The organism is Vibrio sp. EA2 (assembly GCF_033042495.1).
Lineage (GTDB): Bacteria > Pseudomonadota > Gammaproteobacteria > Enterobacterales > Vibrionaceae > Vibrio.
The window spans coordinates 322,644-337,015 of sequence record NZ_JAWLID010000004.1 but is presented as its reverse complement, the minus strand read 5'-3'; the positions used below and the strand labels follow the sequence as shown (position 1 = coordinate 337,015).

The 14,372-nt window shown below is 43.9% G+C and carries 20 protein-coding genes; 6 read left to right on the top strand and 14 right to left on the bottom strand.

Going from position 1 to position 14,372, the window contains the following annotated elements; genetic code table 11:
• Window positions 1-8 precede the first annotated feature (8 nt).
• The 10 genes from RXX31_RS12370 to RXX31_RS12325 all read right to left on the bottom strand — a co-directional run bounded on the left by RXX31_RS12370 (window position 9) and on the right by RXX31_RS12325 (window position 3,591).
• Entirely contained in the window at window positions 9-437 is a 429-nt protein-coding gene (locus tag RXX31_RS12370) for a hypothetical protein (protein WP_317589720.1), read from the bottom strand.
• A complete protein-coding gene (locus RXX31_RS12365) occupies window positions 434-667 on the bottom strand; it encodes a hypothetical protein (protein WP_317589718.1) in 234 nt (77 codons plus the stop codon). Before RXX31_RS12365 ends, RXX31_RS12370 begins: the two co-directional genes overlap by 4 nt.
• A complete protein-coding gene (locus tag RXX31_RS12360; protein ID WP_047508607.1) occupies window positions 664-891 on the bottom strand; it encodes a hypothetical protein in 228 nt (75 codons plus the stop codon). Before RXX31_RS12360 ends, RXX31_RS12365 begins: the two co-directional genes overlap by 4 nt.
• A gap of 7 nt (window positions 892-898) precedes the next feature.
• Window positions 899-1,264: a hypothetical protein gene (locus RXX31_RS12355; RefSeq protein WP_317589716.1), complete on the bottom strand. Its 366-nt coding sequence runs from the start codon at window positions 1,262-1,264 to the stop codon at window positions 899-901.
• Window positions 1,264-1,710: a DUF3850 domain-containing protein gene (locus RXX31_RS12350; protein WP_317589714.1), complete on the bottom strand. Its 447-nt coding sequence runs from the start codon at window positions 1,708-1,710 to the stop codon at window positions 1,264-1,266. The genes RXX31_RS12355 and RXX31_RS12350 overlap by 1 nt, the downstream gene beginning before the upstream one ends.
• Entirely contained in the window at window positions 1,707-2,282 is a 576-nt protein-coding gene (locus tag RXX31_RS12345) for a hypothetical protein (RefSeq protein ID WP_317589713.1), read from the bottom strand. The genes RXX31_RS12350 and RXX31_RS12345 overlap by 4 nt, the downstream gene beginning before the upstream one ends.
• A 71-nt stretch (window positions 2,283-2,353) precedes the next feature.
• Window positions 2,354-2,689: a hypothetical protein gene (locus RXX31_RS12340; protein WP_317589711.1), complete on the bottom strand. Its 336-nt coding sequence runs from the start codon at window positions 2,687-2,689 to the stop codon at window positions 2,354-2,356.
• A 9-nt stretch (window positions 2,690-2,698) separates the two neighbouring features.
• Complete coding sequence (locus tag RXX31_RS12335; RefSeq protein ID WP_317589820.1) at window positions 2,699-3,220, bottom strand: phage regulatory CII family protein; 522 nt, start codon at window positions 3,218-3,220, stop codon at window positions 2,699-2,701.
• A 27-nt stretch (window positions 3,221-3,247) separates the two neighbouring features.
• A complete protein-coding gene (locus RXX31_RS12330; RefSeq protein ID WP_317589710.1) occupies window positions 3,248-3,394 on the bottom strand; it encodes a hypothetical protein in 147 nt (48 codons plus the stop codon).
• Window positions 3,391-3,591 carry a Rha family transcriptional regulator gene (locus RXX31_RS12325; RefSeq protein ID WP_317589709.1) on the bottom strand — a complete coding sequence of 67 codons (201 nt, stop codon included), beginning with the start codon at window positions 3,589-3,591 and terminating at the stop codon, window positions 3,391-3,393. Before RXX31_RS12325 ends, RXX31_RS12330 begins: the two co-directional genes overlap by 4 nt.
• Before the next feature lie 187 nt (window positions 3,592-3,778).
• Between RXX31_RS12325 and RXX31_RS12320 the strand changes: the two genes are divergently transcribed.
• From RXX31_RS12320 to RXX31_RS12305, 4 genes are all read left to right on the top strand, one after another.
• Window positions 3,779-4,387 (top strand): phage repressor protein CI, encoded by a 609-nt coding sequence (locus RXX31_RS12320; protein WP_317589708.1) that lies wholly within the window; start codon window positions 3,779-3,781, stop codon window positions 4,385-4,387.
• A 30-nt stretch (window positions 4,388-4,417) separates the two neighbouring features.
• Window positions 4,418-5,206 carry a hypothetical protein gene (locus RXX31_RS12315; RefSeq protein ID WP_317589706.1) on the top strand — a complete coding sequence of 263 codons (789 nt, stop codon included), beginning with the start codon at window positions 4,418-4,420 and terminating at the stop codon, window positions 5,204-5,206.
• Between the two features lie 180 nt (window positions 5,207-5,386).
• Window positions 5,387-6,262, top strand: a complete 876-nt coding sequence (locus RXX31_RS12310; protein ID WP_317589704.1) for a hypothetical protein — start codon at window positions 5,387-5,389, stop codon at window positions 6,260-6,262.
• Window positions 6,263-6,264: 2 nt separating this feature from the next.
• On the top strand, window positions 6,265-7,311 hold the full coding sequence (locus RXX31_RS12305) for a tyrosine-type recombinase/integrase (RefSeq protein WP_317589702.1): 1,047 nt from the start codon (window positions 6,265-6,267) through the stop codon (window positions 7,309-7,311).
• A gap of 185 nt (window positions 7,312-7,496) precedes the next feature.
• Here RXX31_RS12305 and RXX31_RS12300 read toward each other — a convergent pair whose 3' ends face one another.
• From RXX31_RS12300 to RXX31_RS12285, 4 genes are read right to left on the bottom strand one after another with little or no spacing between them, the layout of a single operon-like run.
• On the bottom strand, window positions 7,497-8,423 hold the full coding sequence (locus tag RXX31_RS12300) for a L,D-transpeptidase family protein (protein WP_317589701.1): 927 nt from the start codon (window positions 8,421-8,423) through the stop codon (window positions 7,497-7,499).
• Between the two features lie 6 nt (window positions 8,424-8,429).
• Complete coding sequence (gene phrB, locus RXX31_RS12295; RefSeq protein WP_317589700.1) at window positions 8,430-9,845, bottom strand: deoxyribodipyrimidine photo-lyase; 1,416 nt, start codon at window positions 9,843-9,845, stop codon at window positions 8,430-8,432.
• A 13-nt stretch (window positions 9,846-9,858) separates the two neighbouring features.
• The gene (locus tag RXX31_RS12290; RefSeq protein ID WP_317589698.1) at window positions 9,859-10,674 is read right to left on the bottom strand and encodes a MerR family transcriptional regulator; all 816 of its coding nucleotides are present in this window, start codon (window positions 10,672-10,674) and stop codon (window positions 9,859-9,861) included.
• Window positions 10,664-11,614 carry a DUF523 and DUF1722 domain-containing protein gene (locus RXX31_RS12285; RefSeq protein ID WP_317589696.1) on the bottom strand — a complete coding sequence of 317 codons (951 nt, stop codon included), beginning with the start codon at window positions 11,612-11,614 and terminating at the stop codon, window positions 10,664-10,666. The genes RXX31_RS12290 and RXX31_RS12285 overlap by 11 nt, the downstream gene beginning before the upstream one ends.
• Window positions 11,615-12,010: 396 nt before the next feature.
• Between RXX31_RS12285 and deoD the strand changes: the two genes are divergently transcribed.
• Window positions 12,011-12,721, top strand: coding sequence for a purine-nucleoside phosphorylase (gene deoD / locus RXX31_RS12280; protein ID WP_317589695.1), 711 nt, complete (start codon window positions 12,011-12,013; stop codon window positions 12,719-12,721).
• A 57-nt stretch (window positions 12,722-12,778) separates the two neighbouring features.
• On the top strand, window positions 12,779-14,248 hold the full coding sequence (locus tag RXX31_RS12275; RefSeq protein ID WP_317589694.1) for a lactate dehydrogenase: 1,470 nt from the start codon (window positions 12,779-12,781) through the stop codon (window positions 14,246-14,248).
• Window positions 14,249-14,372 lie beyond the last annotated feature (124 nt).

The window sequence follows — 14,372 nt, the reverse complement described above, 5'->3', positions numbered from 1 at the left end:
GATTGTTCTTATCCACCAAAACCTAGAGCCAAACGCCAAAGCTCTGGAACTTCAGTTGGTTTCTTAATACCAACCAGCTCTATTGGCTTAGCTTTAGATTTAGCGCGAAGCTTGCGAACTTGCTCAGCTCGCTTTTGGCTTTTTTGAACCTTCGCTACCGCTTCATCTATGGTGCATCCTGCTCTCAAATGCTTATAGATTGTGGTGTGCGTGGTGCCAATAGCTTTAGCGATGTTGTCTACACCTTTGATGCCCTTCCACACGTGAGTAGCAACGCCGCAATTGTTCTCACGGCCATCAACAAAATGAACCGCTTCACGAATTGTCTTGCCGTTACGTAAGCGAGATTTCAAAGTACCCAGTGGAACGCCAAACGCTTTCGCGATCGCTGACTGACCTTTATGACCGTCTAGTTCGTAGATGTAATCTGATCTCATGCTGCCACCATCCCTAATTTTTCTTTCGCAAATACAACAAACCGCTTTTGCCAATCTGGCTCATTAACGAAGCTTTCCAACTCTTCAATCCGAATGTTCATGGTTACACCCCAACCTTCTGGGCCAGCAAAGTAGACAACCACGCACTTTTCGAATGTCGCCGTTCTTCCTTCAAAGACTTGGATTTTGTCTTCATCTACAGAGAGGGAAGTAATCTTCTTGTATTTCATACCGCCTCCAATTCCTGAGTTGTCACCAACATAAAACCGCCTTTTCCGTTTCCTTTGCTCAACACACCTTTGGTTAGGTGAGTACAGCTAAGGGAAACACATGCCTGTTCGATCGCTTGGTCTAGTGAGTCGAAGTCGCCAACCATTACATTGGCAACTTCTTGCGTGTCTTCATGGCGAACAACGCCACCATCTGGACAAAGCATGATTGCTGCGTATTCCATTAGCTCTTTACTCCTTAACCAAAACAATGCCATCGTCTGTTTCAATAGCTCCGGTGATGACCGTGCCATCTTCAGTTCTGACTAAACCTAGTTCTTCGGCCTGTTGGATAGCTTCACGTAGTAATTCCACAATGCTCGGTTTCTTCATTGTTTTGGCGTTCGCCAGTGCATTGTTGTATTGAGCTGCATCAACCCAAACGATAAGAGCGGTCTTTTTGCCGTCCGCTAGTTCGGTGGCACCAAGACCATCGGTTTTGAATTTGATTGTGGTGCGCCCTTTGTTGTATTGGGCTGAGTCCATACACTGGTGAAGCGCTTGAACCGTTACGTTCTCGTCACCAATTTCATTAAGTAGCTGAGTGAGTGATGCCATTACTCACCCCCAACTTTCGCAAGAAACTCGTTAGCCATATCAATAAATGCACGTGCATCATTGGCCGTCCTTTCTGCATCTGCAGTTGTATGTCCTGACTTTTTGATAATGTCGTGGCTTGCATCAATGCAGTCGCACGTTTCCTGCAGGCGATCACGCAAAAAGCAGATCAGGTTTAGAGCTGATTTACTGGTACCGCTTTTTAAGGACAGGACACACCAACCCTCTGCGATACCAAACTGACCACCGTGTAAAACGTGGCTAACTTCGGCATTCGCTTCTTGTCTGGTGTATTCCCCGTTTGCATCAATTTCACGTAGGTTTAAGCAGTCACCAGCTTGGTAATCACGATCATTGATTCGAACTTCATGTGTTTTTCGGTGTGCGAGAACGTCAGCGAAATGGACGGATTGAATTTTTAATTCATGGATAGTGATGTTGCTCATGCTCCCACCTCCGCTTTTGCTTCGGCTTCTTCACGGGCTTCGATGATTAGTTCTGTTAGTTCGCTTTCAATTGTCAGAAGGCGCTCAACGTGGCAGTCACCTGTTGGGCAGCCTACATAGAACCCATCGATAAGACTCACCTCGCCACGGTAAACAACAGATTGAAGTTGATAGTCGTCACCTTCCGGAGAAACTACAGATAGTGGACGCACGCGAACAATGAACAGGTTCGAATTTCCACGGAACTGGGTATTGATGTTTAAAATGTCGGTATTCGCCATCGCCAACACATTGATAGAGTGCACGATGTCGAATGCCTCTCGAGTATTCAGACTAATTGCCATGTCGTCGGCGAAACTCTCCACCTGCTCTTCTTCTGCCAAATCAGTATTCACAACCGAAAGGATCGGCTTTGGCAGTAAACTGCTCATCGCCAAAATTAAACGGCGCTGATTAATTAACGCTTGGTCGGTAAAGCTAATCGACTTATTTAAGTTCTCGTTCGACTTTGCAAGTACTTGGCGAGCTTCCTCTAAAGCTGCATTTGCTTGTTCTAAAATTGGGTCATTCATCTCTATGCTCCTACGCTTAGACGAAAAAAAGGCCCCCATGGATACAGCGGGGGCAAAGGCTGGCTTGGTGATTAATGGGTGTTACTGAATTGGTAGTGCTTGAGGCGACGAACATCGCCGAGCGTGTTGTCAAAGCCCACGATCATTTCTTTGAGGTACTGCATACCTGAGCGGATTTTTTGCAGCTCTAAATCGTTGAACGACTCAAACTCACGTTGGTAATCTTTTGGTGACATACCGCCAGCGATAAGAACCAAACCGCGGCTTTTATCTGGCAGTTCGTTGAACATCTTTCTCAACTTGCCGCGTGTAGCGGAACCATTGAAAAGCGCTTTGCACGCGGCAATGCTTTCGTTGGCGTTGGGTGCTTGTTGTAATTGTTCTTGTTGAATAGCTAACTGACTCATTGGCTCTCCTTAGGCTAAACCGGGAATTGGCGCACCGTTGGCGAAGAAATCCAGCCCCATAGACAACATGGGTGTCGCGCCAGTCGTGCGGTTTTCAATATCGTTGATAAGAAGCACAAGGTTGCCGATGCCTGCTTGTGCTTTTTGGATAAGTGATTGTTTATGAGTGCGTGTTAGGCGTGGGCCATTGCCATGTTGCAATGCCCAGGTAGACAGTTCGCCAGCATTGGCACTGTGTTTTAGAAGTCGTTCAACAATGCTTTCCGCTTCTTCTGCGCTTTCAACTGGAGCTGCCACCATATCGAGCCCAAGCAAAAGGCTATTAACGAGTGTGTAGTTACCGCTGATTTTTGAAACCGCAACAACTTCCACTGGCTTGAGTACATGACGCTGACCTGGGTTTAACTTGGCGCGAAGCAAGTCTTCGCTCATTCCCATTTCACGTGCGATATGTGCCATGTTCTCAGAACTCGCAAATGAGCAACAAGCCTCGTCAAATGACTTTTGTCTGGACTCGCAAAAAACGGACATTGAGATATTTGCAGTCATAACTAATACTCAAATGAAGAAGAAAGGGACGAAAACGAATGACCAGCCGATAATATTCAGCCAAAGAGGACATTTGTTTGGATAGTTTTCTTCCCAAGACTCACTCTTAGCATTTTGCAGAGTGAGTTTGGTTTTAGGTAGGATGGCGAAGCTCATACATCTTGCTCCGCTGCGCGTTGGTAAAGCTTGACTAAGTTGATGAGAACGCTGCTGCTTTTACCAGCTTTTTCTAATATAGGGATTTCGCCAGCAGTGATTGCGCGGTCAAGGGAAGACGGAGACCATCCCGTACGACGAAGAAACTCTTTTTTAGTACAAAAAGGTGCGTCAACAGCTATTTGAATGCTTGCCATAAGTGGTATCCTACTTGTTTGTGTTTATTTGATGACTATTGAGTGAGATTGATTAGTCATCTTTACCTTTCGACTAATTATTAGATCGAATTCACTCAAATAGCAACATTTAAAAGTCAGCTAAAAGACGATAAGTCGATCTTTATCTAACTTTTATCAGCTTATGAATGGATTGGAAGTTTGGCTTATGACAAAAATACCAGCAAAAGTACCGCCATTTAACTACATAAATGGACGTGAATTTACTGAAAAACTAAAAGACGTGACCGGGTGTAAGACATATGACCTATTGGCGGATTATTACGGCATCCCAAAATCTACGTTTTCTACATGGCATACTCATAACCGCACAGGATGGGAATTGATAATCAGGACGCACCTTGCGACTGGAGCTTCTATTAGATATTTAGCACTCGGCGAGGGTGAACCTTTCGGAGATGGGGAGCCAAATACACTTACATCTCAAGACCTTCAGATATTTACGTTAATTGACGGGGCCCTAGTTGAAGCAGGTAAAACAGCTATTGACCTTGTTACTTTAGACCGCTTTGGTCTAAAACCATCACTAACTCAAGTAATTGAAGATGACCTAGGTATCTATTACATCAACAAGGAATCAACTGACCCAGTATCAGGTGATTACCTTATTGATATAGACGGCCGTCTTTCGATTAACTATCTACAGCGCTTACCTGGTAAAAAGTTGGCAATTGCGTTTGGCAATTCAACGATTGAAGTATCCGAAGAAGATATAAAAGTGCTTGGCCGTGTGGCTATGGAAATGAAGAAAAAATAAAAATTTGTTAATTGGCTAGGAAAATTAAAAATGGATAAAGTGGTTAGTACAAAACTGAAACTGGGCATCATTTTACTCCCTATCGTCTTCTCCTGGTTCACGCTAAAGAAAGGATATAGCTCATTGGCTCGGGTAGTTTCCTTCTCTTGGCTGGCCTTAACTCTAGTCGTAGTTATGTCTGGAGATGAGCAAGCTGGCGTGCTGATTGGTGTTATTGCACTAGGCGCTGTCATATACGCGATTATCTCACTTTTCATATTCGTATTTAAGAAAGCCACACAACGAAAAGAAAAAATGCTTTCGATCATCAATGATGACGAACAATGGGCTGAATACTGCATCAAGAAGAATCTAACTCCATCCGCTCAAAAGTTTGTATTAATGACTTATGGCATAAAAAAAGAACCGGTGGTTCTCCCAGATTCTGACATAAAAATAAAAGTGTCGGTTAGCAGCACATCAACATCAGATCACGAACGTGAGCGTAAATCGTACGATAGTGTTGATGCATGGGAGCAAGACTGCAAAGTCCTATGGACTGGTACAACTAAAGACATTGAGTTTTCATATTCTAGCTCTTGGTCTAAACCTAAAGAACGCAGAACCTTAACTCCCCAAGAGTTCGGCATTGATGGTAATGGTAGCGGCTACATAAAAGGTATTTGCCATAAATCTAATGAACAGCGCACGTTTAAGCTTTATAACTTTGAAACGAAAATCAAAGTTGGAAGTCAGCGATTTGAGCCTGATGAGTGGGTGGAAAAATACCTCAACTTAGATACTTACGATTTGTACCAAAAGTACGGTGCTAGCATTTAGTAATATTAAAGACATGTAAGCAAGTGACCAAAATATAACCCTTAGTAAGATCGACGTAAACCAGAAAGATAAGCACTATATCAACACTCATTGTTTACTTTGCAATAGACAAATAGCGCTTAGATTTGACCGTATCGTTGCTCTTTGTTATTTGGATACTGGCGAGTCTCTTGTATAACTATGGATGAAACAGAAATGCAAAATAACAATAACAACAACGATCAAGTATTGAGTACTGAACATCAATTAAGCATAGTTAAATGCTGGTTTATAAAAGTTAGAACTATCATTACTTCTAAATTGCCAAGTGTAGTTGAAAACACTAACAACTTCCTCATGAGGAGAACCTTGAAATTTTACCTCATTTCTACATTACTACTTATAGGTTCTCTTTCTTATGCTGTTTCAGCATCTCAATCAGATGATGGAATTGTAACACTCTCAGGATACCTTACTGGTATGCTAACCGTATTTTCCTCATTAGGTTCTCTGCTGGCTGGTATAGGTACTGTCGGAGCTGTTATAACTGCGCTGTACGTTAGTGGTGAGTGGAAAGAACAAAAGTTCCTAGAGTTATTTTTCCCATTAGCCACCAATTTAGAAGATAGCCTAATGGAGCTAAGTCTAAACATTAGCATGCTGCACTTCTATATAAAGCTATTCTCACTAGGTGACTTTACGGACCAACATATCGCCGATTATGAAGCCGTTTATTTAAAGTCTCTTGAAAATAAAAAATATCTAGCAAACATTAAAGTTAACTTAGAAAAGTCAGCTTACTTGACTAAAAACAACGAAAAGGTCAACGAGCTAGTCAATTTAATTGCTGTATTGAATTATTTAATCACACCTCACAATATTACAAGACTAAATATTACCCCTCTTCAACAGGATAACGGTAATTCTGTGCATCAACTTATAGAAACGACTGAGATCACTGACAAAGAGACTATACAATCCAACGCTGCATTTTTTGAAGAAAACGCAGAAAGCGCTACTAATAAAGTACGAGAGCTAAGTGTTTCTCTCTCTACATACTTAAAAAATCACATCTGAATATGACTATTCGCAACCTAAAAGACAGTAGCAAAAAGCCATGGCTCTGCGAGTGTTATCCGCAGGGCCGAAACGGAGCCAGAATACGTAAACGCTTTGCCACCAAAGGCGAGGCTCTGGCTTACGAAAAGTTTTTGATGAAAGAAGTCGATGATAAGCCCTGGCTTGGTGAAAGTAAGGACTTGCGCACACTTCAAGACTTAGTCGAACTCTGGCACAAGCTTCACGGCCAGCACCTGAAATCCGCTGAAAAAGTTTACCCTCGCCTCTGCACCATCGTTGAAGAACTAGGGAATCCGTTTGCAATCAAGTTCACGGCAAAAGACTTTGTTCATTGGCGCTCTAGCCGAAAAGCAAAAAACCGATACGGAGATGAGACTACTGCAGGCAAAGTGATATCTGCACCTACCAATAATCTCGACTTGAGATATCTGCGTGCGGTTTTCAACGAACTCACTTCCCTTGGTGAGTGGAACCAACCAAACCCACTTGCCAGCGTTAAACAGATCCCTGTGACTGAATCTGAAATGGGCTTCTTCTCAAATGAAGATATTACTACGCTCTTCGATAGGATCAGCAAGAGTAAACGAGCCAAAGAGTTCGAACTGGTCTGCAAAATTTGCTTATCGACAGGTGCACGAATTTCAGAAGCCAATAATCTCCGTCTTTCACAGATTACGAAATACAAGATCACGTTTCTTGATACCAAGAGCAAAAAGAACCGTACCGTTCCAATCACAGAAAAGCTTTATAACGAACTAATGGCGTTTGAAAGAACGGGAGAAAAGGACAGGCTGTTTAAGAACTGCGTTCATGGGATTACGTATATAGTAAATCAGACATTTCCAGACTTACCGGATGGTCAAAGCACCCATGTTTTTCGTCATACCTTCGCAAGTCGATTTATGGAGGCCGGAGGAAATATTCTGGTACTGCAAAAAATCCTTGGTCACAGTGATATCAAAATGACTATGCGTTATTCCCACTTTTCACCAGATCACCTTATCCAGGCGGCTGAGTTAAACCCTATTTCTAGTTTGGGACTGTAGCCATTATTCCAGAGAGAAATGGCGACAAAATGGCGGCAAATTTTCTTAATATTGATGAATATTGAATAGCATTGACGAAACAGGCACTTTGTAAGACATTGAAATAGCTAGCGAAGCCTTGATTTTACTGTGTTGTGAGAATATATATTGATTACACTAAGTAAGTTATAGTGTTATGCCGCGCCTCACGGCGCGGTTATTTCTACTGGTACTCCATTCTGCGCGGCAATTACAGCTTTTGCCTTCACATCTTTCATACCAAACTCACTTAACCACCAACCCAACTCTTTTGGTAATTCCAGCTCATCTTTCTTACCGTTACTGCGAGTTAATGGCTCGTGGGCTTCAATAAAGACGCTTCTGTCTGGTTCTAATGCCACTTTAACCGGTTGGTTAATCACCCTGACTTTCTCACCTCGGCGTACTTGTTCAAACAACCATTCGATGTCACTTGGTTCCATACGGATACAACCCGCACTGACCCGCATACCAATGCCAAAATCTTTGTTGGTGCCATGAATAAGGTACTCGCCGTTCCCGTAAGCTAAGCGCAGCGCGAACATACCCAACGGGTTGTCAGGGCCTGCTGCCACAACTGCTGGTAAATCTATGCCTTTTGCTTTGTATTCAGCACGAATAGACGCCGGCGGTGTCCATGTCGGATTAGGACGCTTTTGACTGACACTGGTCGACATCACGGGAGTATCACGCCCTATTCTGCCGATCCCAACCGGGAATACGTGCACGACATTCTCGTTAGACGGGAAGTAATATAAGCGCAACTCCGCCAGATTAATCACGATGCCTTGATGAGGAACATCCGGAAGAATGAGCTGAGTAGGGACAGTGAGAACGTGCCCTTCTTGAGGAAGAAACGGGTCGACGCCTTTATTCGCAGCCATTAAACCCAGCATACCAACGTCATAAAGCTTAGCAATATTGGCCATGGTTTCCCCGTCTTGTACAACGTGATTTTCGAGACGGCCAATGACACGACTGCTGTCTGAGGGTAACTCGTACATCTTAGCAAATGACAATCCACTCACTAATGACAATGATACTGATAACAGGGTTCGTTTCGCGATGCTCATTGATCGCTTCTTGCTAAGCATTTCACTCTATTCCTTGGCACTTTTGAAGAGCCGTAAGGTTATCTCTCTTTCTACTTTATGATCAACCATCGGAGTGTGATAATCCAGTAAAGAAAACCCTTCCCAAGTCCATGGTTTGTGGAGGAACTTGTTTGGCACACTTTTAATTTCTGGCACCCAATGACGTATAAAGCGGCCATCAGCATCAAACTTTTCTCCCTGGCTAATGGGATTGAAAATTCGGAAGTAAGGCTGACCATCACACCCGGTCGATGCAGACCATTGCCACCCTCCATTATTGGCGGCAAAATCACCATCGACAAGCTTACTCATAAAGTACTTTTCACCCCAGCGCCAATCAATGTGAAGATCTTTCGTCAGGAAACTTGCGACTATCATGCGTAAGCGATTGTGCATCCAGCCAGTTTGGTTCAGCTGACGCATCGCGGCGTCCACAATTGGGTAACCAGTAGTGCCAGTCTTCCAGCGCTCAAACGCCTTCTCGTCGTAAGACCACTGAATCTTGTCTTCCCAGTCAATAAACCCCTTGCCCTTGACTAGCTTTGGTTCAAAGACTAACAAATGTTGGTAGAACTCTCGCCAGATGATTTCACTTAACCATGTTGCTTTGCCTTCCGTTAAATCCGATTGCTCATTCTCAGCAAACAATCTGGCAATACATTGTCTCGGTGACAAAGCGCCAATGGCCAAATAAGGAGAGAGCTGACTGGTACCATCAGTGGCCGGGAAATCACGCTGCTCGCGATACTCATCACTTCGCTCACGAGCAAACTCTCTTAATTGACTGAGAATATCGCTCGTTGATGCAACCCAATGCTCACTGGACTCACGTGGATAGCTGAAAGTGAAATTATCATCAAAACACGCCCCCTTTATCTCTTTCAATACTTGCGGTGAAAGTGATGATTGAGCATAAGGTTTGGCTACTCTTGGTAGTTGAAACTTCTGCAGCCAGGCTCGTTTGAATGGGGTAAACACTTTGAAGTAGTCGCCCTGCTTATTCAAAACCGTGCTTGGTGCGTGAACACACTTGTCATGAAAAAGCTCAAAACCGATGTCAGATTGATTTAACGTCTGTGAAACTTGACGATCAAGTGCTTGCTCATTCACTTCATAGTGGATGTTAGCCATGACACTCTTTGCTTTCAGTAACTGCACCCACTGGCTTATCACCGCAGTGCAATCGGAGAAGTTATCGACTTCTTGATACAAAAACGGAATATTGAGATCGTTGAGCTCCTGATTTAAATGCTCTAAACGACGAGCGATCAGATCCGCTTGCATCGGAGCCATATCATGTTCTTGCCACTGCTGCGGAGTCGAAATAAAACACGCGACAACAGGTTGTCCAGAATCCAGGGCGGCTTGTAAAGCCGTGTGGTCTAACGTTCTTAAGTCACGTCGAAACCATACCAGAATCATGATGTCTCCTTAGCTATCTATTCTCTGCCTGTTCAAAATGAAGCTTCTCTATGACTTCTGAGCATTGAATCTGGCTGGGGAATTGCGCTCGCATCGCTTTTAACACCTCAACCTGTTTGGCTGGTAGTGCTTTATTAGAAAACAGAAAAATGCGCTGATAGCGATCGATGACCTCATGCTCAGCCAAGCCTGAAATGTCATTAACGTTAGCAATTAAGGTTGTGTGATAACCTTGCTCACAACGTATTGCGGCTTGAATCCAACTTTCTGCTTCTCGAGTTTGTTCAAAGCAAACCAGCAAACACTTGCCTTTTGAAGACGCCTTGTTTTCCGAGTCAACGATAAGAGCCAGCCGTTTGATCAGGCATGTCTGGAACAACCCCACCTGGATTGAACGAAGCGATCCTTTCACGAGTTCTAATGCTTCAAATACTGGCTCGATAAATTGCTCAATGACGATATTGAGAGGATATTCCTTCATTACCGATGACAGTACACTCTCCGTCTTGGCATGATTCAGATCAGATAACGCAGAAAGCAGCATTTCTACCTCTTCCAAAGTCGCTGACTCAGCGCTCATGTCTAACTCACCGGCTTTACCCAGCAGGCCTTTCACCTTACCAATGGCGATGCCTTTCGCCAGCCAACTTTGTATCTCTTTAATCGTGTCAATATCCTGCTGGCGATACAAACGATGTCCCTTATCTGTCCGCTGCGGCTGAATCAGATTGTATCGTCTCTGCCATGCTCGCAGGGTGACAGGCTTTACCCCGGTTATCTCTGCAACATCTCTAATTGCGTACAGTTTTTCTTGTGAACTACAAACCATAACGTAATCTCATCTCCTGCGGGTGCGGCTCTAAAAATTTTTGCTTTTGTAAATACTCGTCTGGGTAAGTATTTAGGTAGTGTTTAATCAGTGTTAGCGGCGCAAGTAACGGCAACACACCAGTGCGATAATCATGAATAACCGTCGCTAACTCTTCTTTTTCTTCTTTGGTTAAGGCACGTTTAAAGTAACCCTGAAGGTGCATCAACACATTGGTGTTATTTTTTCGACTGGCACGGTTTGAAAGTGCTTTCATCAGTCCCAAGCGATACTCTGCATAAAAGTCTTCAATCTCGTAGTTCGCAACCTCAGCCACTAAACGACCCAAGGCTCGGTATGATTCTGGATGATGCGCCATTAGCGTTAGTTTATAACGAGAATGGAAATCAATAATTTTGCCACGAGTCGGCTCCCCTGACATGGATTGATAAAAGTCATTCAGGCAGTAAACGCGAGTAATAAAGTTCTCTTTTAGAACCGGGTCATTCAAACGGCCATCTTCTTCTACTGGCAACCATGGCATTTTTTTCATCAGCGTTTGTGTGTACAACCCTACCCCTTCTTTAGAAGCATGATGCTTGCTGTATACTTTAACTCGCTCCATACCACACGTTGGCGACTTAGCACACACAATATAGCCACACAGCTGCTGTTCCTGTAGCTCGTCTACTTTATTAGCCGCGTAAGCCAACATATTATCCGTGTGGTCATTCTCAGGATTTTTTGTTTCAACGAGCGCAATCCGCTCTTCATCAGAGATGAGACGAATCGTAGGTCGCGGCACTGGCATACCAACCCCAACCTCAGGGCAAACAGAAACGAAATCGAAGTAATTGCTGAGCTCTTTGGTCACAAAATTACTGACTTTATGGCCAGAATCAAAACGAACACGCTCACCTAAAACGCAAGAACTGATACCAACTTTGATTAAAGATTCCATAATAGCGCCATCCTATACAAAAAGTTTTGCTGTATAACTTATAGCAAGTTAGTCCATATTGTACAAGATAATAAGTTGTACAATTTAATCGTTTTACTTCGCCATCGTGGATTTCGATCACCGAGAGTTAAAAAAGAATTTCCGCTCAAACCACCGGTTCTGTGTGCCACGTCAACAAACCTATACCCAGCAAATCGATTGCCTTTTCGCTTTCAACAGATTTGGTTATAATCGGCCGTGATGGTTTCCATAAGGGCGTTTTTTGTGACCAATCTCTCAAGGATACTGTGTACTCCCCGATATTATTGCCTCAACAAAAACGAACGAATTCAACAGAATTGGTAACAGGTATCTATACTAGATGCGTTTTATCAAACAAAACTTTGGAGAGCACTTATGGCAACCCCACATATCAACGCACAACCAGGTGATTTCGCTGAAACAGTCCTAATGCCTGGCGATCCTTTGCGAGCTAAGTACATTGCAGAAACGTTCCTGGAAGATGTGCAGCAAGTTTGTGACGTTCGTAACATGTTCGGCTTTACTGGCACTTACAAAGGTAAAAAAGTATCAGTAATGGGCCACGGTATGGGCATTCCATCATGCTGCATTTACGTGCACGAGCTGATCGCTGAGTACGGTGTAAAAAACGTAATCCGTGTAGGTAGCTGTGGCGCGGTACGTGACGACGTTAATCTGATGGACGTTGTTATCGGTATGGGTGCTTCTACAGACTCAAAAGTTAACCGTATCCGTTTTAATAACCACGACTTCGCAGCAATCGCTGACTTCGGTCTGCTAGAAGAAGCAGTAAAACAAGCACGAGTACAAGACGTTCCCGTAAAAGTGGGTAACGTATTCTCCGCAGACTTGTTCTACTCACCAGAATCTGACCTTTTTGAGAAGATGGAAAAACTGGGCATTCTGGGTGTTGATATGGAAGCAGCGGGTATCTACGGCGTTGCAGCTGACCTAGGCGCTAAAGCACTGACTATCCTGACGGTTTCTGACCACATTATCCGTGGCGAAAAACTAAGCTCAGAAGAGCGTCAAAAGTCATTCAACGACATGATGAAAGTTGCACTAGAAACCGCAATCAACATCTAAGTCATTATTTGCAGCCAGTGCCTGACTGGCTGCCCGAATTACCCAGAGGGGGCGATCGTGTCTAACGGCGAACTGCCAAAAGATGCAGATGGGTTACAACTCAACTTTTGTAAAACATTGGCGTGTGACAACTTTGGATTGAGTGATGCAAAGCGTTACGTTCTGCAACATGCTAACCCTAAGCGTCCAGCGATGGTATGCCGTGAATGTGGAGCTTTCCCCCCTTTACTTAACAATCGCGATGTCGTGAATGAGCTTCATCGTCTAAGGCACGTTCATAGTGACGGTTTGCCTGCCTGTCGCAATCATGACTGCGACAATTTTGGACTTTCCGTCCATACACATAAACACCTCTACCACGCTTTTGGTTACAGTGGCGATCGCCAGCGTTACCGTTGTAAAGCGTGTCAAAGTACTTTCGTCGATAAATGGTCCGGTGCGAACAAAAAGCTGCAGTTCCAGGAAAACCTGATGGCTTTACTGTTTACTGGTTATTCTGTACGTGAAATCTGCCGTAAACTTAGCATCAACCCAAAAACGTTTTACGATCACGTAGACCATATTGCCAGTCGCTGTCGCCGTAAATTAGCAACCATTGATGCCCGCTGGGTAAACCATGCGAACCAGTATGAATTAGCGTCAAACTACATCGCCTTGCAACCGAAAAGTAACAACGGTGTATACTGGATCGTCTCCGGCGAAGCACATTCCGGTTATATTCTCTGTCAACACGTTAATTACGCTTCTGATGAAGAACCAACAGGGTCACTTGATCACAATCCGTACGACCAGGTATCTCGTTTTGTATCTCAAGAATACACAGCAGAAGCGAGCGAACCACCCGCTGCACCTTCAAGCAAACTACGCGAACGTATCGACCAGAAATACCAAACTATTTTAGCGCGCGGTAATGTGGAGGACCCTTTGGGGAACCTGGCCATTTTTCATTATCCATCGAAAGGGGCGCTGATTCGGCCACCTTATACTTCGTACGCGCATTATTTGCATGTCCTTGATATGTGTAGCCCAAGCAAACGCGTGTCTATCTACATGCCCCAGGATCCCCTGCTTCGCTCTGCAGCATTGAGTGTCTGTTTGTCTCGTATTAAAGAAAAAAATATCGACTTAATGTACGTCGACGAAGATCCGGCATGGAATATGAAATTACCATTTGGCAAAATTGATATTGCTTACATGAGTTGGTGGCGCGACCGATGGGCTATTTCCAGCCAAGGAGACAACAGCAAAGGCATTTGTTACCTCGCCGGTGACCATAATGAACCTGAAAAATGGTTCAATGTAGCAACAATACGCCAAGTTCAATTCTACCAAAATAGATTCCAGCTACTTTTTGAAAGCTTCATCAACGAACCGCGTCGCAAATTAAGACCCGGAGGTCTGTTACCTCTTTTAGACATCTTCAGAGCTTGGCATAATTTGTGCTATCAAGATAAAGAAGGTCTCACGGCGGCGCAAAGACTCGAAGTTACTGACGCTCCTTTGACGATTAAACAGCTCCTATCCTAACCATCTAAATCATTAGGAGCGCTAACGGTATCAATGAGAGCTCCTGATGATTTATGAAGTAGCACTTGTCCTGCTCTCGTAATGAAATGCGCACCTAGCGATAAAGTTAGGGAATAAATTCCTG